15 protein-coding genes are annotated in these 16337 nt (G+C 54.6%); 10 read left to right on the forward strand and 5 right to left on the reverse strand.

The annotated features are described in order from the left end of the window. Positions 1-220: 220 nt before the first annotated feature. From ISF27_RS01270 to ISF27_RS01285, 4 genes are all read left to right on the forward strand, one after another. Positions 221-1522 (forward strand): SLC13 family permease, encoded by a 1302-nt coding sequence (locus ISF27_RS01270; protein WP_194608382.1) that lies wholly within the window; start codon positions 221-223, stop codon positions 1520-1522. Positions 1523-1540: 18 nt separating this feature from the next. Continuing rightward, positions 1541-3031, forward strand: a complete 1491-nt coding sequence (locus tag ISF27_RS01275) for a carboxylesterase family protein (protein WP_194608384.1) — start codon at positions 1541-1543, stop codon at positions 3029-3031. Positions 3032-3095: 64 nt separating this feature from the next. After that, on the forward strand, positions 3096-4328 hold the full coding sequence (locus tag ISF27_RS01280; RefSeq protein ID WP_194608385.1) for an MFS transporter: 1233 nt from the start codon (positions 3096-3098) through the stop codon (positions 4326-4328). Positions 4329-4389: 61 nt separating this feature from the next. Next, the gene (locus ISF27_RS01285) at positions 4390-6102 is read left to right on the forward strand and encodes an alpha/beta hydrolase family esterase (RefSeq protein ID WP_194608386.1); all 1713 of its coding nucleotides are present in this window, start codon (positions 4390-4392) and stop codon (positions 6100-6102) included. A 6-nt stretch (positions 6103-6108) separates the two neighbouring features. Here the strand turns inward: ISF27_RS01285 and ISF27_RS01290 are convergent, their stop codons facing one another. Next, on the reverse strand, positions 6109-6627 hold the full coding sequence (locus ISF27_RS01290; RefSeq protein WP_194608387.1) for a methylated-DNA--[protein]-cysteine S-methyltransferase: 519 nt from the start codon (positions 6625-6627) through the stop codon (positions 6109-6111). 310 nt (positions 6628-6937) lie between these two features. Between ISF27_RS01290 and ISF27_RS01295 the strand changes: the two genes are divergently transcribed. Further along, on the forward strand, positions 6938-7363 hold the full coding sequence (locus ISF27_RS01295) for a hypothetical protein (RefSeq protein ID WP_194608388.1): 426 nt from the start codon (positions 6938-6940) through the stop codon (positions 7361-7363). A 129-nt stretch (positions 7364-7492) separates the two neighbouring features. On the opposite strand, the gene trxB is transcribed toward ISF27_RS01295, so the two are convergent. Next, positions 7493-8407, reverse strand: coding sequence for a thioredoxin-disulfide reductase (gene trxB, locus ISF27_RS01300; protein ID WP_194608389.1), 915 nt, complete (start codon positions 8405-8407; stop codon positions 7493-7495). A gap of 283 nt (positions 8408-8690) precedes the next feature. Between trxB and ISF27_RS01305 the strand changes: the two genes are divergently transcribed. Continuing rightward, the gene (locus ISF27_RS01305) at positions 8691-9431 is read left to right on the forward strand and encodes an ATP-binding protein (RefSeq protein WP_194608390.1); all 741 of its coding nucleotides are present in this window, start codon (positions 8691-8693) and stop codon (positions 9429-9431) included. Between the two features lie 71 nt (positions 9432-9502). Here ISF27_RS01305 and ISF27_RS01310 read toward each other — a convergent pair whose 3' ends face one another. Next, positions 9503-10222: a Crp/Fnr family transcriptional regulator gene (locus ISF27_RS01310; protein ID WP_235985981.1), complete on the reverse strand. Its 720-nt coding sequence runs from the start codon at positions 10220-10222 to the stop codon at positions 9503-9505. Positions 10223-10363: 141 nt separating this feature from the next. Here ISF27_RS01310 and ISF27_RS01315 point away from each other — a divergent pair, with 141 nt between their 5' ends. The 4 genes from ISF27_RS01315 (at position 10364) to ISF27_RS01330 (ending at position 13862) form a co-directional block, all read left to right on the forward strand. Then, entirely contained in the window at positions 10364-10528 is a 165-nt protein-coding gene (locus ISF27_RS01315; RefSeq protein WP_194608391.1) for a hypothetical protein, read from the forward strand. A gap of 132 nt (positions 10529-10660) precedes the next feature. Next, a complete protein-coding gene (locus tag ISF27_RS01320; RefSeq protein ID WP_235985982.1) occupies positions 10661-11386 on the forward strand; it encodes an Ltp family lipoprotein in 726 nt (241 codons plus the stop codon). 71 nt (positions 11387-11457) lie between these two features. Beyond that, on the forward strand, positions 11458-12255 hold the full coding sequence (locus tag ISF27_RS01325) for an AIM24 family protein (RefSeq protein ID WP_194608392.1): 798 nt from the start codon (positions 11458-11460) through the stop codon (positions 12253-12255). Between the two features lie 524 nt (positions 12256-12779). Beyond that, the gene (locus ISF27_RS01330) at positions 12780-13862 is read left to right on the forward strand and encodes a LysR family transcriptional regulator (protein WP_194608394.1); all 1083 of its coding nucleotides are present in this window, start codon (positions 12780-12782) and stop codon (positions 13860-13862) included. Positions 13863-13985: 123 nt separating this feature from the next. Here the strand turns inward: ISF27_RS01330 and ISF27_RS01335 are convergent, their stop codons facing one another. Together ISF27_RS01335 and cytX are read right to left on the reverse strand one after the other, a co-directional pair. Beyond that, complete coding sequence (locus tag ISF27_RS01335) at positions 13986-14918, reverse strand: DUF1848 domain-containing protein (protein ID WP_194608396.1); 933 nt, start codon at positions 14916-14918, stop codon at positions 13986-13988. A 248-nt stretch (positions 14919-15166) separates the two neighbouring features. Next, a complete protein-coding gene (gene cytX / locus ISF27_RS01340; RefSeq protein WP_194608398.1) occupies positions 15167-16336 on the reverse strand; it encodes a putative hydroxymethylpyrimidine transporter CytX in 1170 nt (389 codons plus the stop codon). Position 16337: the final 1 nt, after the last annotated feature.

Here is a 16337-nt window from a genome sequence, read left to right on the forward strand (position 1 = left end):
CGGGGTATTTTTCAATATCTTATCGAATAGAATATGGGGAGAAAACGGATTGGTAAACGGTCAGTCTGCACATTTTTTGCGATTTTCGATGTGCAGGTTGGCCGTTTTGCATTATTGCTGTTTCTGTTACGATTTGTATAAGCAAATCAGCAAGCAATCCGATGCTTTCAGATAGAGATAACATATTGCATTTGTCAAATTGTAGTTTAAGGAGTAAAAAATGACTTTTTCCATAGCCGTGGCCGTCGCCATGATGGTATTGATTATTGTGCTGCTGTTCCGGGAGGTGGCGCCTCCCGGAGTGATTTTCTCGGCAGTCCCGATTCTTGCTGCCCTGTTGATGGGATACGGGCCCCGAGAAGTCAATGGATTTATCGGAGACGGAATGAAAGCGCTGGGAAATACGATTTTTCTGATGGCTTTCGCGATCCTGTACTTCGGCCTCCTGCATGATGCCGGAGTATTCAAGGCACTTGTGCAGTTCATCATGCGTTTCCTGGGAAATAGCGTGCTCGGCGTCCTGGTGATCACCTGCCTGGTCGGCATGGGAACGCAGCTCGATGGTTCCGGCGCGACGACAGCGCTTTGTACCATTCCCCCGATGAAGCCGATCTATGAGAGGATGAAGATCCGACCACAGGCGCTTCTGCTGATGGAAAGCCTGGCATCAGGCACGCTCTGCCTTCTTCCCTGGGCTCCTGGCCTGGTGGAAGGTAGTTCCTACGTGGGGGCAGAAGCATTCGACGTATTCCGCTTTGTCCGCCCGGCGCTGATTTTTATGATTGTCCTGATGCTTCTCTTCTGCGTCCCTGTTGCCCTGTATGAAAAGAAAAACGGGGCGGGGCTGACCCGGGAAGAATTTCTGAAGATGAAAGAGGAGATCAGGGAGAGCGTTGAATATCCCTTTGGGCGAAAGATCGCGCTGTTTGACGGTATTTTCACCCTGACCCTGATGGTTCTGCTTCTCGCGGGGAGGCTGCCGTCGAATCTCGCTTTCGGCCTTGGGTTTGCCGTCCTTCTGGTTTTGAATTACCCCCATATCAAGGATCAGCGGGAATACTTCAGGAAGCAGTCAGGGACGGTATTCCATATGGTCTTTACGCTTTTCGGCGTTGCTGTCCTTGTCGGTATCAATAATGGAACCGGAGAACTCGGGGCGTTGGCCCGCCTGATTGTGAACAGCGCGCCGGCAGGCGCGATCGCGCATATTCCTTTTATCCTCTGCATCTTCAGCCTGCTGCTCAGCATCACACTCGGTGGAGCGAAAAATTCGGTTGTGCTGCCGGCTATTCTTCCTATGGTTGCGGCATTTGGCTTTACCCCGCAGCAGCTTTTTGGTTGTGTATTCGCCTGCGGGATTGTCAGCGCTAACCTGAGCCTGTTTAATGCCACCCCTTACCTGGCTCTTGGCCTGGCCGGGGTGGAGATGAAGGATCATCTAAAATATTCCCTGATTCCGGTGCAGATTTTCTGCTGGCTGACACTTCTCTTCATGGTGGTCACCGGAATGATGAAAATTTGAAGAAAAGAGGAGATTATCATGAATTTTGCTTCAACGATCCATGCCCCCTGCGGAAGTATCCGCGGAGGAAAAGAAGATGGCGTCTATATTTACAAGAATATTCCTTTTGCTTCGGTGAAACGGTGGGAAGCACCGGTTATGGTGGAGCAGCTGGATAGGGAAGCCGGCAGCGAGGAGTATGGCTTTGCGCCGATCCAGCCGCCGCCGGCGCCATTCTGGGCGGCACGGAGCGGAGAACCGTTGACCTTTCCGCAGTCGGAAGACTGCCTGAACCTGAACATCTGGACAGCGGATCCGGAAAGGCCGAAGAAAGCAGTGCTTTTCTGGGTATACGGCGGTTCCTACATTCAGGGGTACAACTACAAGAAGGGTTATCTGCCGCAGAATTTTATCAAAGCGCATCCGGAGATCCTCGTGATCGCTCCAAATTACCGGGTTGGCCTCATGGGAAGCATGAACCTCTCCCATGTGACCAGGGAGGAGAAATATCAATTCAGCAACAATCTGGCGCTGTTGGATATTCTTTGCGCGCTTCGGTGGACGCGGAAAAATATCGAGGCTTTTGGCGGGGATCCCGAGAATGTGACGATGTACGGGCACTCCGCCGGATCTAATGCCATCAGCCATTTGATGGCGATGCCGATGGCGAGAGGACTCTTCCGCCGGACGATCTGCCAGAGTTCCTTTATGACTGACCTGGGCACAGTGGCCTATGACACCAGTGAGGAGATTGGACAAAAGGTCTTAGAACTCGCCGGAGTCCACACACTGGAGGAGGCGCTTGCGTTATCCGCAGAGCAGGTGCTGGCGGTACAGAAGCAGCTCTTTTCCCTCCATTTTGGCGGAAGCCACGCGAGCAAATTATTTTCTCCGGTTGAAGATGGCCTGGTGGTGAAAAAAGATCCCTTCCGGGCATTTGCCAGCGGAGAGTTTAACGGCAGCGAGGCGATGATCGGCGGGAGTGCCGGGGAGTACGACCAGATGTTCCGCGGAAAAACCCTGGAAGAATGTATCCAGTTTGTCATCGCGCGCAATCAGGATAAGCATGTCACCCGGGAGGATGTCGCAGCTTTCCTCGCGCTGCATCCGGAGATGGATCCCAGGGAAGCAGTAATGTCCATTCATAATGAACTGGGCCTCAGCCTTGGCGGCGAATGGATCGGACGCGCAATTTGCCGGAAGATTCCGGTTTATGAGTATCAATTCCAGCTCAGGGAAGACGGCGGAAAATACCGGGCTGCCCACGGCGCTCCCAGCAATTATGTCTTCGGAACGATTATTCCGGGGGATGCGCCAGAAGAAATGGAACCCAGGATGATGGACACCTGGGCGGCTTTCATCAGCACCGGGAATCCGAACAACCGGAGCATTCCCACCTGGCACCGCTATATGCCGGATGGGGAAGTCATGGTGATGGATACCACCTGGAAGGCGACGGATGGCTTCTGGAAAAAGGATTTTGCTTTCTGGAGAGGCCGCTTCGCGGCAAACCGGATCCTGCACGATTGAGCATCGAGAGAGGCAGAACTCTTGAGGAATACAAGAAAACCAATATTGACAAGGAGAAAAAACTATGGCTACTGAAACTGCGAAAAAGAAAAATGTGCTTCAGGTGCTGTTGTCCCGAAGCTTCCTGACCCTGTTTGTCTGCTACATTTTTGCCTGCCTGTCCTTCAGCTGCGCCGGCTCGGTATTCGTCCGCTATGGCACAGAGGAGCTGGCCCTCGATCCGGTGGTTGTCGGCGGCATCGCGGGCATGGTCTCCATGATCGGCCTGATTATGCGCCCCATCACGGCAGTGCTGGTGGATAAATTCAACAGAAAGTATATGCTGATCCTCGCCTATCTGCTGCTCACCGTCTCGTACATCGTCCTGGTATTCGCGAAATCTGTTCCGGGACTGAACTGTGCGCAGATCATCCGCGGCGTCGCGTGGGCAATCAACAACAGCGCCGGATTCATCATGGTCGGCGAAGTCGTGGATAAGGATGATCTGGGTACGGCGATGTCCGTCTATTCTCTTGCCCAGGTCATCGCCTCCAGCTTCTCCGCTGTCCTTATTCTCGCTGTCGCGAATGCCATGGGGTATCGTGCAGGCTTCGTGATGACGGCTGTCTTCGGGCTGATTTCCGCGGTGCTGGCGATGACGATTCCCTACACCTCTAAGATCAACAAGGATGAGACCCTGCTTGAAGGACTGAAAAAAATCCGTTTTGGCAACCTGTTCTCGATCCAGTGCGCGCCCATCCTGGTCATCACCTTCACGTTCCAGTTTATCAGCATCGCGCTCGGGGCATCCTGGGTGGTAAAATTCGGGAAAGCGGAGATGAATATCGCGAATGCCGGCCTCTATGCCACCATTTCCAATGTGATCATGTACTTCACGAAGCCGTTCTTCGGAAAGGTGATGGATCAGTGGGGCGCGAGATGGTGTGTCCTCTGCTCCGGCCTCGGTTATGCGGCAGCCTGCCTGGTGATGGCCAATGCCCAGAGCCTGACAACGTTCTATATTTCCGCGGTTATCCTCGGCGTCTTTACCGGAGGAAATGCCATGGCGGGGCGCACGATGGCAATGAAATCTATGCCCTATGAAAAGCAGGCCGTCGCCTCGTCCACGGTTGGCATCGGCAATGATATCGGCATGACGCTGGCCAATATGGCGATCCCCGCGCTTGCTGCCGCCTACGGAACTTACCGGACCGGGTATGCTTTCTTCGCCGGGCTCGCAGTAGCGACAGTCGTGTACGCATTTATCTACGGCGCGGTTTACGTCAAGAGACATCCTTCGAATGAGATGAACTGGTAACGGAATCCCTGCCCCTCTCCGAAATTTTCGGGTGGGGCATTTTTTGAGAGTGAGGTTATGGATGATGGAATGGAAAAATTTTGAGACGGATTTTGACGCGGCGTTTCGGCGTGTCCCGCACGACCGGCCTTATCTGACCTTGAATAAAGGCAGGTACAGGGGAAATGTCGATTTCGGCGGTGTACAGCATCCCTATTATGCATATTTCCCCCAGGAGATCGAGTACAGCGGCAGGAATATCACGATCCTGCTCTCCGATGAGATGGATGTGGATGATTTCCTTGAGCGGACAGGATGGGCAAATCTCGCCGAGAAAGAGCATCTTCTCCTGCTGCTCTTCGGAGGGAAGGACGACCCGCTGGGAGTCTACAGCCAGCAGACGGAAGAATTGCTGGAGGCGCTGAATAAGGCGCGCTGCGCAAGAACCTATATGGACAATCAGTATGGATTCAGCTGCCTGATCGGCTATGGAAGCGCCGCGGATGTGGCGCACCGGTATATTTTGAGGATCCCGAACCGGTACTGTGCGGCGGCATTTGCCGGCAGGATTGCGGTGGATGAGGATGAGCTTAAAACTGTCGGGGAGTCTCCATCGAGGGCTTCGGATATTCCCCTGAAGGAAGTGCCGCAGCCGGTGGCATTTTTGACGCCTCAGAAGGAAGAAGAGCTTGACCCGGTGATCGCTTACTGGAAATATGCCAATAAGAGCGAGGAGGAAGCGTATGAACAGGCAGGCGCGAAAATCTGGATGCCGGATATGGCACAGCTGGAGTCTGTCATCGACCACCAGCCTGTAGCGAGAGTGGAATATATCCGGACAGAAGACCCCTGCACGGCACCTGTGACAGCAAACATCTGGTATCGATTCCTCGCGCTCACCCAGAGACAGAATGGCGCGGTCAATAATGACCTTCATCCGTACCGGTCTCCCGAGCAGTGGCATCTGACCAGGCAAGAGCGGGAGATTGACGGGTGGATGCGCCACTGGTACGAGTATGTGCCCGGCCGCGCGCAGATCCTGACAGATGGGAAATATCCGCTGGTGATTTACCTTCACGGCGGGTCCTCGACCGGAATCACCGGCCTTAACTCAAGTGAGTGGGTCCAGGTTGCCAAGGAGAGAGGCTTCATTGTTGCTATGCCCACCGGTGCGATGCGCCATATGGGCGATAATATGCCCCACCCGGCCTGGAATGCGTCCCGCGATCCCGAGATCATGGATGATGAGAAATTTATCCGGGAGATCATCAGCGATATCAGCTCGCGCTATCCTGTAGATCAAACAAGGATCTATGTCAACGGGCATTCCATGGGGGCGGCGATGACCCAGCGCCTTGCCCTCTGTATGCCGGAGCTGTTCGCCGCCGTCTGCTCCAATTCCGGGGTCATCGCGGGCGGCTTCATGGGAGGCCTTCAGGTGCCCGGTGTGCGGGAGGATTTTGAGCTTCCGGTATGGATCCAGATGGGGGAAAATGATGTCGGCGGTGGCACCATGGAGAATAATCCCAAGGCAAAATTCACCGTTGAGTACTGGTGCGGACGCAATCATGTGAAGCCCGGGGAATTCGGTTCCTGGCGGGACGGGCGCTACCTGAACCGGGAGTGGGCGAATGCGTCCGGCGTTCCCATGGTACGCTACACGACTACCTTAGAAAAACCGCATTCCCAGATGGGCCAGGACGCCTGGTTCTACTATGATGAGTGGATGAGCAGGTTCAGCCGTGTCGACGGCGAGATTTACTATGAAGGCAGGCCGATTCACCGGATGGATTAAGGACAGTCACGCGGGGGAAAACTTACGGAGATCAATGCCTTCCAGCGTGAGAAGCGCAATCTTCCGCTTAAGCCCTCCCGCGTATCCGGTCAGGCTCCCGTCTGCCCCGACCACGCGGTGGCAGGGAACAAGGATGCTGATGGGATTGTGCCCGACCGCGCCGCCGACCGCGCGCGCGGACATGTGCTCCTTGCCGCGTTCCTTTGCGATCCGGTCAGCGATCCATCCATAGGTGACGGTTTGGCCAAAGGGGATCTCACACAGGAGCTCTCCGACACGGATCCGGAAGGGGGAACCGGTCAGATGGATTTTCGGGAGAAAGCCCGGATCACGGCCGGAAAAATAGATGTCCAGCCATTCCCTGGCCTGGTCAAAAAATTCTGTTTCGCGGGGGACAGCATCTTTGCTGAGCCCCCGCATCGCATATCTGCTGCCTTCTATAAACCACAGGCCGGTCAGGCCTTCACTGTCGCAGGCGAGAAGGATGTTCCCCAACGGGGATTCATAACGGTTGGTATAGATCATTTTTTCCTCCAGATTCGCGGTTTTTCTTTCCCTATGATAAGGATAATCCCTGCGGCGCAAAATGCAAGCCGGGGAGCACAAACTGGCGTTCGCAAACCTCTGGATTTTCTGCTCATCGGCGCGATTGTCCTGTGGGCTGCTTGATTTCCCGCGGCAGGTTTCCATAATGAGGAGTAAGCCATCTTTTTGGCTCATCCCCCAGATGGTGTGGTATCATTAAAGCAAGCAAAAAAAGGCTGGCAGTAGGATCCAAAAAGCAGAAAGTGAGAGATCCGCTTTGGGGTGAATGACGTTTCGGGAGGTGGATTGGATGTCCGATCATGGAGAAGACAAACCGCGATTTGGAAAGTATATCCTCGCGGCCGTACTGTTCTATATTGCATTATTCGGCTTTTATCTGCGTTTCGCTCCTTCGGAGGACAGCGGCGGGGTGTCTTCCGTGTCAACCCAGCCGGAACCGCTGGGGCAGACTGATCTATCGACAATCAAGCCAAGCAATTCCGGCATCTCGGCGGCTCGCGAGACGACGTCTTCTTCAAAGGCAAAGCCGTCGTATTCGCCGCATTCTTCTACGTCCAATTATTCCTATCCGTATCCGGACATGGAGTTTGACGGATATGATGACCCGGACGACTTTGCGGCAGATTGGGCAGATGCTTATGGGGACGATTATGAGGATGAGGAAGAGGCCATGGAGGATGCCTATGATATGTGGGAGGAAGCGCACGAAAACTAATCTCGGTGGAGAGTCAAAAGAAAAAGCCCGGGGCTTCCGGGCTTTTGGAGAGATCGCGGGAAAGATTTCTATGGCTTCCTCGGGATCAGATATTTCCGTGCGAATGTCCCCCATGGGCGGCGGCCGGGATTATTTCCCGTTCTTATCGATGTACTCGCACGCGGCAGTCGCGGCGATGGCGCCATCAGCAGCAGCTGTGGTGAGCTGGCGGAGAGACTTTGTCCTGCAGTCGCCGGCAGCGAAGACGCCCTCGTGGCTGGTATGGCAGTCCTCGCCGGCGATGATGTAGCCCTTGTCATCCACATTGACCAGCCCGGAGAACGCACGGCTGTCCGGAACCTGGCCGATGGCGACGAAGAGAGCGGATACCGGGATGTTGCGGACTTCCCCGGTGATTTTGTTGGTCACATCGATGCTGGTAAGCTGCTGGTCGCCGTTCAGCGCGGTAACGGTGCTGTTCAGGACAAATTCAACATTTCCCTTCTCTTTTAATTTTTCCACATCGATTTCCGCGCCGCGGAACTGGTCTCTTCGGTGGATCAGGTAAACCTTGCTGCAGATTCCGGCGAGATAGAGGGCGTCCCCGATCGCGGTGTTGCCGCCGCCATTGACCGCGGTATCTTTGCCGCGGAAGAACATGCCGTCGCAGGTCGCGCAGTAGGAAATGCCCCTGCCGATAAGTTCTTTTTCCCGCGCGATCCCCAGCGGACGGTTTTTAGCGCCTGTTGCAAGGATGATGGCTTTGGCGGCGTAAGTCTTGCCGTCAGCGGTCTCAACGTGCTTTTCCTGCCCGTCTGTGACAGAGGTGACTTCCGCAAATTCTACTTCCACGCCGAGGCCGGCTGCCTGCTCATAGAGATTCTGGGCAAATTCATATCCGGAAATGTGCGCGAAGCCGGGATAATTTTCAATATCCGGCGTGTTGATGATCTGCCCGCCGTAGGTGGTAGATTCGAGGATTTTTACCGATTTGCCCGCGCGCGCGGCATAGATTCCGGCGGTGAGGCCGGCAGTTCCTGCGCCGATGATGAGAATATCTGTCATAGGAGTCTCCTTTCCTTGTCTCTATCATTGTCGGGGAAGACCCGGACAATGAAGCCGGCCGCGGCATTTTCCGGCAGGCCGGTGATGAGTGGGTAGCCCTATTCTATGACGAAAGGAGAATTTCGTAAAGAGGAAATTCATACTAACTAAGTAGGAATTTTGCTGGGGAGTTGTGCGAATTTCTGGCGGGCTGCATCAAAAATGTTGCCGGGACAACATACTTCGCCCGCAGTTTCGGATAAGATTTGCTCATAACGAAGTGAGCGAGGAAGGAGATACCGCTGTGATTCGAAAGATTATCCATATTGATGAGGAAAAATGCAACGGATGCGGGCTTTGCGCGAATGCCTGCCATGAGGGCGCCATTGACCTGGTCAATGGAAAGGCGAAGCTGGTCAGGGAGAATTTCTGTGACGGTTTCGGGGACTGCCTGCCGGAATGCCCGACAGGGGCGATCACCTTCGAGGAGAGGGAAGCTCCGGCGTATGATGCCGAGGCGGTAAAACAGGCGAAGAATAGTGGACGGAGAAAGGAACAGAGAGCGATGGGATGCCCGGGATCGAGATTGATGCAGTTTAACAGGGAAAACAACGGCGGTGACCGCGCGGAGGGCGCCGAGACGGCGGAGCGCGCAGCGGCAGGATATGGCAGGCCGGTATCCAGGCTCGGCCAGTGGCCGGTTCAGATCAAGCTTCTTCCCGAGAGGGCGCCGTTCTTCGACGGGGCAAAACTCCTGATCGCCGCGGACTGCACGGCGTATGCCTATGCGAGCATGCATGAGGATTTTATGCGCGACAGGGTCACGGTGATCGGCTGCCCGAAGCTGGACGACGTGGATTATTCGGAGAAACTCACGGCGATCCTCACCAACAACGACATCCGCGGCGTCACGGTCGTGCGGATGGAGGTGCCCTGCTGCGGCGGGCTCCAGTATGCCGCAGAGCAGGCGCTCAGAAACAGCGGCAAGTTCATTCCGTGGCAGGTGGTGACGATCTCTGTAGACGGGGAGATTCTGGATCGCTGATCGTGAGAGAAAGTGAGCAGAGCCACATCGGCCTGCCGGGTACCGAGGCGGAGATCGGGTACAGGAAAAGCTTATTCCGTGCCGCTCACCGGAACCAGCAGGCGAAAATGGTTTTTCTGGTAATCGAGGACGCCTTCTTTTTTCAGCCGGGCAAGTTCGCCGGAGAGGGCGCTGCGCTCCGCATTCAGGTAGTCGGCAAGCTGCTGCCGGTCGAACGGGATATCGAAATAGGAGGAGTGCTGGCGCAGGGATTCTGCCGAAAGATAGGACAAAATTTTATCGCGCAGCGTGTGCTGGGTCACATAGGTCAGCTTTTCATTGAGCATCAGGTTCCGCTGCGCGAGGAGGGACACGAGATTGTCGATCAGGCGGGCGTGGAAAGGACACGCGGAGGTGCACATGTGCATCGCCTTCGCCATATCCAGAAAGAGAACCGAGAGTTTTTCATCCGCCTGTACGCTGACGTTCATGACGCTTTTCGGGGAGGCGGCGTAGCTCTCCCCGAAAACCTCCCCGGGGCGGATAGCGCTCACGATATGGCGGTTGCCCCAGTAGTCATAGCGCTCGATATGCGCGCCTCCGGATAACAAGAGCCCCGCCTCGCTGATCCTGCTGCCTGCGCGGAAAATCCAGTCTCCCTTGGCAAATGTTTTCTTGCGGCTCTTGAGGCAGGGCAGGAGGGAAGAAAGTTCCTCCTGGCTGTTTCCGGCAAAGAGCGGGGAGGACGCGATCCTGTCGAGGTCTGTAGGATCCAGCATGATTTTCGTCGGGCTGCCTGATATATTTTCCATAAAGAGCTTTCCTCCCTGCTGTTTCGTGTGATTTTTGTGTCGATGGCGTTATGTCGGTTGTCTGTACAACATACAGTTTAACATATTTTCCGTAAACTGAATATGGTAAGCCAGATCAGATGTCCGGAGGAGGAGAGAAAAATGAATACGATTGTTGAGGATTGTCCCTGCACAGTAAACTGTGTCCGTCATGGCGACTGTGTCGCCTGCATTGCGTTCCACCGCAGCAAGGGCTGGCCGCTGGTTGCCTGCATGCAGGAACTGCTGAACCAGCATAATCAGCTGAAGAAGGGAAAGGGAAATTAAAAAAATAACGGAAGATTGGATCCCCCTGCTGTTTGTGGAATAGCGGGGGGATCTCTGTATGTTATCTTGTTGTTCCGTACTGAGTTATCATGCAGAGCAATGTCTGTAAAGAATTGAATATGCCTGAAAACGATGGTAAAATTAAAGAAAATGTACAAAATAATTCTTAATTGTGCATTGAAAAAACGAAAACAGGGGGAGAAAAAGGGGATTATGGCAAAAAGTAAGCTGATTCAATGTAAGCATTGTGGCCGGGAAATTGCCGCAAGTGCAAAAGTCTGTCCTTATTGCGGGGGCAAGAACAAGAAACCGATTTACAAGAGATGGTGGTTCTGGGTAATCATCGTCATTTTACTGATATCCGTATTTGGCGGCAGTGGAGGATCAAAATCTACAAACAATACTTCAACGGAAACTGTTGCGACTTCATTGCAGTCATCTGATAATGCAAGTGGGGAAGGTACAACAGCAGTGGCGCAGGAATCCCAGACTGAGACTGCTCAGGTTGAAGAAACGACAGAAGTCGCGGAAAGTAGTAAAGCTGAAGATAATGTACCGACAGAATATAAAAATGCGTTGGCGAAAGCGGAAATGTATTCTTCTATGATGTATATGTCTAAGAAAGGCATTTATGATCAGCTAACTTCGGAATACGGCGAGAAATTCCCCGCGGATGCGGCGCAATATGCTGTAGACCATGTGCAGGTAGATTGGAATGCGAATGCTTTAGAAAAGGCGAAAACGTATCAAAGTTCGATGAATATGTCGAAAGCAGCAATATATGACCAGCTGACTTCGGAATATGGTGAGCAATTCACGGCGGATGAGGCTCAGTATGCGGTTGATCATCTGAACTGACCAACCGTATCTTTGATATATCAAACGCTCATAAATACTACATGTTCACTTATACGCATTAAGGAGTTTTTATGATAAGAACCAATTTGTTTCAACCTACGGAAGCTCATAAAATCGTTGCAAAAAAAGGTCGTTATTCATTATTGGAATATGATAAAGACCTGTCAGTTACTCCCGAATCTGCAAGCACAGCCTTTTTTGCTTCACAGATGAATGTAAAGAAAAGACAGGTGATCGCTGAGCTAAACAATGATGGCGGGGTTATCCTCCAGGCTGGAGCCATGCAGTTAATGCTTGGAACATTGCATGCAGCAACGAATATCAAGGGTGCTGGAGACCTGATGAAGAAGTTTGTTGGGAGCAAAGTGACAGGCGAGACAACAATTAAGCCGAGATATGAAGGAACAGGATTGCTTGTGCTGGAGCCGACATATCGGTATATTCTTTTTGAAGATCTATCTAACTGGAATGGCAATATGGTCATTGAGGATGGAATGTTTTTGGCCTGTGATGATTCTATTTCCATGAAGGTTACTGCTAGGACTACAATTTCATCTGCTGTATTAGGTGGTGAAGGCTTATTTAACACTGCTTTGACTGGCACAGGCATTGCTGTTCTGGAAAGCCCTGTTCCTGCAGAAGAATTAATCGTTGTTGATTTGGACAAAGATGTTATTCGAATTGATGGAAATATGGCTATTGCGTGGTCGAAATCCCTTGAATTTACGGTCGAGAGGACGACGAGAACGTTAGTAGGTTCAGCAGCAAGCGGTGAGGGTCTTGTGAATGTGTACAGAGGTACTGGGCGTGTCTTAATTGCACCGGTAGCAAATAATAGATCAATCGCAACACCTAAGCCGACAAAATAACAAGACTTTGAAGGATAATTTTTGATTTAATGATCCTTTCATAAAGAGAATAAGGGCCTGAGTTCTGTTTTTCTGAAGAACTCAGGCCCTTATTGTCCGTGGATATCTGCGGAAACCCGCATCTTGCTGTTCTGTTTCATTTTTTCGCTGCCTTTTCGGTTGCCATCAGGTTATCTGGCATAAATCCGGTAAGAATCGGTGAGAAATGCAACGATCATTTCGATGAGCTTCATCATGGCAATCCCTCTCTTTCTTCAAAATGGATGCTGCGGATTGTGGTTTTCCAGCCTGGCGCTCGGCAATTCGCATGCGGTTTTTGAAAGTTCGTTCTTCCCGGGAATTCTGTAATCCTCTCGGATCACCTTACATCTGTATCATACACCGGATGTTTACAAATATGAAATACAAATAATATTTATTTTATTATATAAAAGGCGTATAATACGTTCAAGCCGTCGGGGGAATACGGGGAAGAAATACCGGGACAGGAAGAACGGAGGAAATCGCCTATGGACTTTCGATCGATGGAATATTTTGTCACGGTGGCGGAGGAGCTGAATTTTACCAGGGCGGCGGAGCGGCTTCATATGAGCCAGCCGCCGCTCAGCAGCCAGATCCGCCAGCTGGAGGAGGATCTTGGCGCGGAGCTTTTTCTCCGGGGAAAGCGGCACCTGCAGCTGACCCCCGCGGGGAATCTCCTGCTTCCGCGGGCGCGGGCGATTCTCAATCTTGCCGACACGACAAGGACGGAGCTTCGGGCGCTCCACGGGGAAGTCTCCGGGACACTCCGGATCGCGATTGTTGAGGGGCGGGCGCCGTTCATTGTCGCCGGCTGGATTGCCGGCTTTCACGAACGGTATCCTGGGGTGAAATTCCGGCTCTGGAATGGGAGCAGTGATGACGTGCTGCTGCAGATGAACAAGGGGCTCTCCGATCTGGCGATCATCGCCGCGCCCTATGACAGGGAGCACCTGGAAGGGATTCTGGCTGCCCGGGAGCCCTGGGTGGCGATCCTTCCGGCGGGAAATCCGCTGTCGGAGAAGGAGCAGGTCAGCCTGGCCGACTTGGGCAGCGAGCCGCTGATCATTCCCCAGCGGAAATCCAGGATTGAGGCGATCTGGCGCTGGTTCGGAGAGGTCGGCATGAGGCCGAATGTCCTCTGCGAAATGTCGAGCTACCTTGATGCGGTGGCGCTCGTCGAGCGGGGAACCGGCATCGGGATTTTTCCGAAGACGACAGATACGCCGAACCCGCTGATCCGTGCGCGGGTGATTGTCCATCCGGCGAAGTTTGCCGAATATTATCTTGTCTGGTACAGAAATCAGTCCCTGCGCGGGCTTCCGCTGCTTTTTACCGACTATGTCCGGGAGATTCAGCAGGGGAGTGGGCAGGCAGCGGCGGCGTGTGTTGGGCAAACAGCTGCAGATGGCGGACAGGCAGCCGCGGGGGGTCTCCCGGATGCCTCCGCGGGCGGCACCGAGGATGCAGGGAGCGGACAGGCGGCAGCCGCGGGCGGCCTGGCGGACATGGGGAGCGGACAGGCGGCCGGGGGAAACGGCCTATGGAATGCAGATTTTGAGCTCCCGGAGGGCGCGCGTCTCTTGTGATGGCAGGCCTGAGCAGACTGGCCGGGTTGGAACCGGTGAAGCCGCGCAGGCAGCGGCATCCGGCCCTAGCGCCGCAGAAGACGTCGCTATTCCCGGGCCGGCAGCGCAGAAGCGTAGGCCGGCTCAGAGGGGCAGAAGCATCTGCCCGCTGCCCCATTTCCGCTGTTCCGCGTCGTGGATGATGTCGTCAGGAAGCGCGTGGCCGATGAGAAATGGCGATTCCGGGTCGTGCATGGCCATCCGCTTCCGGACAAGCTCCCGGCTCGCGTTTGCGTAGCAGTATCGGCAGCCGTGGCCGCAGGAATTGTAGGCGCCGATGTCGCAGCCGAGAAGACAGGCACAGCCCTCGCGGGGATGGGTGACCGCGGCGGGGATGGGCAGCTCCTCGCCGAGCGCGCGTTCGAGCACGGACCTGGTCATACAGCCGGAGCAGTCGATGCCGAAACGGCCGAGATGGGTGCCCTCGTGGCAGGTGTAGAGCCGCATCCCATTTTCCCGGGCGATCCGGGCAAATGCCTCCCCGATCGTCTTCTGGTCTTCGATGCTGACCGGCTGTCCCTCGGGAAAATTGGCCTTTGTCTTCTCATAGAGGTCGAGAAAACTGATGATCGCCTGGCGGGTGAAGCCGCTGAGGGACTTGCACATTTTCCGGAAGGCCGCGATGTGGAAATCGACAGAGTACTTTTCGGTGATGATGACCGGGTCGTACCGCCAGGCGGTACAGGCCGGCGTGACCATCCCGGCGAGGCGCTGAAAGCTCTCGATAACTTCGGGCACCGGCGGGACGAAGGGTTCGATCTCCGACCCGTAGGGCGTGATTGTGACCTGCCAGTACTGCCGGAATGACGAAAGAGCACGAAGACCCGGCAGCATGGGAGCCGGGTTCTTCGTGCAGAAACAGATGACGTCGATCAAATCTGGAGACAGCCGGTAGCGGGTAACCTGCTGTTCGTAGTAGGGATTGCGGACGAGGACAAAGCCCGCGCGGATCCGGTGGTAAAACCATTGGCTGTAGAACGCGGGAATGTCTGTGCGCTGTCCGGTATTTAAAATCATGGAACCTCCTCCGGCGGGTTTTGCCGATGAGTACGCGGAATGCGGCTGCCGGGCGTGGCAGCCGCATTTGCCGTTAGTGTCAAGGGAAGGATCGGCTGCCGGGCGTGGCAGCCGCATTTGCCGTAGGGATCAATGGAAGGATCGGCTGCCGGGCGTGGCAGCCGCATTTGTCGTCAGGGTCAATGGAAGGACCTGCTGCCGGGTGTGGCAGCCGCATTTGCCGTCAGGGTCAATGGAGGGATCTGCTGTCAGGCGCGGGAGGATTTCGGGAAAATCTTCCCGGCGAGAACGGTCAGCAGCATGGTGATGACCATGTCCGGCAGCGTGTAGCCGATCGCGAAATCGGTGCGCATCAGGAATCGGTAGAGGATGAAGCCGGCGAGCCAGATCACCAGGTTGACCCAGTCAAATTTCCGGTGTTCCGAATTGGTTCCCAGCACAAAGTAGGTGCCGATCATGACGGCGACCATCGGGGCAAAGACCGAGCCAATCAGGTAGAGGAAATTGGTGATGTCGTCCATATTGAAAAGAATCGCGCCGATGATGCCGATCACCGAGGCGGCAACCGCAACCCATTTCCCGTTCAGGCGGCTCACGATGGATTCTGAGGAAATCCCGGCGGAGAGCGCGTCGAGGAAGGTGGTGGTCACGGTGGAGAACACGATGATCAAAAGCCCGGCGATCCCGAGGCCGGCCCGGACGCAGATTTCCGCGATGTCCGAGGTGCCGGCAAAGAGGGAAGCTCCCATCCCGATGGTGAACATCCACATGCTGACGAGGCCGTAGACGATGGTGCTGACGAGGGAGGCCTTGACCGGCTCCTTCGCGTCGCGGGTGTAGTCGCCGATGACGGGGAGCCAGCTGAGCGGCATGGAGGCGGAGAGCTCAACCGCGGCGCCGAAGCTCATCGCATCACCGGTAGTTTCCGGAGTGCCGCCCCGGAAAATGATCACGCAGAGGATGATGGTCAGGAGGAAGAGGGCGGCCATGGCGACCGTGTTGACCTTGCCGAGGTTGGTGATGCCGATCAGGATCCAGACGATGATCAGGCCGCCGATGATGACGGCGAAGAGCGCATGCCCTGCCCCGAAGATCGTACCTGCGGAGATGGCGCCGTCGTAGATCATGATGGCGGTCCAGCCCACGAGCTGCAGGACATTGAGGATGGCGAAAAGGATGCCGCCCTGGCTGCCGAAGCTCATTTTCACGGCTTCCATGGAGCTTTTTCCGGTATTGCCGGAGATGATCCCGGCGAGGAAGAACATCAGGCAGCCGATGAGGTGGCCGGCAAGGATGGCGGCCATGCCGGTTTTTAAGCCGAGGCCGGAGAAATAGGTGCCGGTCAGAATTTCCGCGATGGAGACGCCGGCGCCGAACCAGATCAGGCCATTTTCAAAAAGGGAAGTTTTCTTTTCCATC

Origin of the sequence: Clostridium vitabionis (assembly GCF_015351765.1) — a bacterium.
GTDB classification, from domain to species: domain Bacteria; phylum Bacillota; class Clostridia; order Lachnospirales; family Lachnospiraceae; genus Clostridium_R; species Clostridium_R vitabionis.

Excerpts from the sequence above, each read along its gene's own strand:
- trxB (WP_194608389.1), bottom strand. The coding sequence starts at position 8,407 with ATGACAGATATTCTCATCATCGGCGCAGGAACTGCCGGCCTCACCGCC.
- ISF27_RS01335 (WP_194608396.1), bottom strand. The coding sequence starts at position 14,918 with ATGATTTTAAATACCGGACAGCGCACAGACATTCCCGCGTTCTACAGC.
- ISF27_RS01295 (WP_194608388.1), top strand. The coding sequence starts at position 6,938 with ATGTCCGATCATGGAGAAGACAAACCGCGATTTGGAAAGTATATCCTC.
- ISF27_RS01315 (WP_194608391.1), top strand. The coding sequence starts at position 10,364 with ATGAATACGATTGTTGAGGATTGTCCCTGCACAGTAAACTGTGTCCGT.
- ISF27_RS01280 (WP_194608385.1), top strand. The coding sequence starts at position 3,096 with ATGGCTACTGAAACTGCGAAAAAGAAAAATGTGCTTCAGGTGCTGTTG.
- ISF27_RS01275 (WP_194608384.1), top strand. The coding sequence starts at position 1,541 with ATGAATTTTGCTTCAACGATCCATGCCCCCTGCGGAAGTATCCGCGGA.
- ISF27_RS01320 (WP_235985982.1), top strand. The coding sequence starts at position 10,661 with ATGGTAAAATTAAAGAAAATGTACAAAATAATTCTTAATTGTGCATTG.
- cytX (WP_194608398.1), bottom strand. The coding sequence starts at position 16,336 with ATGGAAAAGAAAACTTCCCTTTTTGAAAATGGCCTGATCTGGTTCGGC.
- ISF27_RS01285 (WP_194608386.1), top strand. The coding sequence starts at position 4,390 with ATGATGGAATGGAAAAATTTTGAGACGGATTTTGACGCGGCGTTTCGG.
- ISF27_RS01325 (WP_194608392.1), top strand. The coding sequence starts at position 11,458 with ATGATAAGAACCAATTTGTTTCAACCTACGGAAGCTCATAAAATCGTT.
- ISF27_RS01310 (WP_235985981.1), bottom strand. The coding sequence starts at position 10,222 with ATGGAAAATATATCAGGCAGCCCGACGAAAATCATGCTGGATCCTACA.
- ISF27_RS01290 (WP_194608387.1), bottom strand. The coding sequence starts at position 6,627 with ATGATCTATACCAACCGTTATGAATCCCCGTTGGGGAACATCCTTCTC.
- ISF27_RS01270 (WP_194608382.1), top strand. The coding sequence starts at position 221 with ATGACTTTTTCCATAGCCGTGGCCGTCGCCATGATGGTATTGATTATT.
- ISF27_RS01330 (WP_194608394.1), top strand. The coding sequence starts at position 12,780 with ATGGAATATTTTGTCACGGTGGCGGAGGAGCTGAATTTTACCAGGGCG.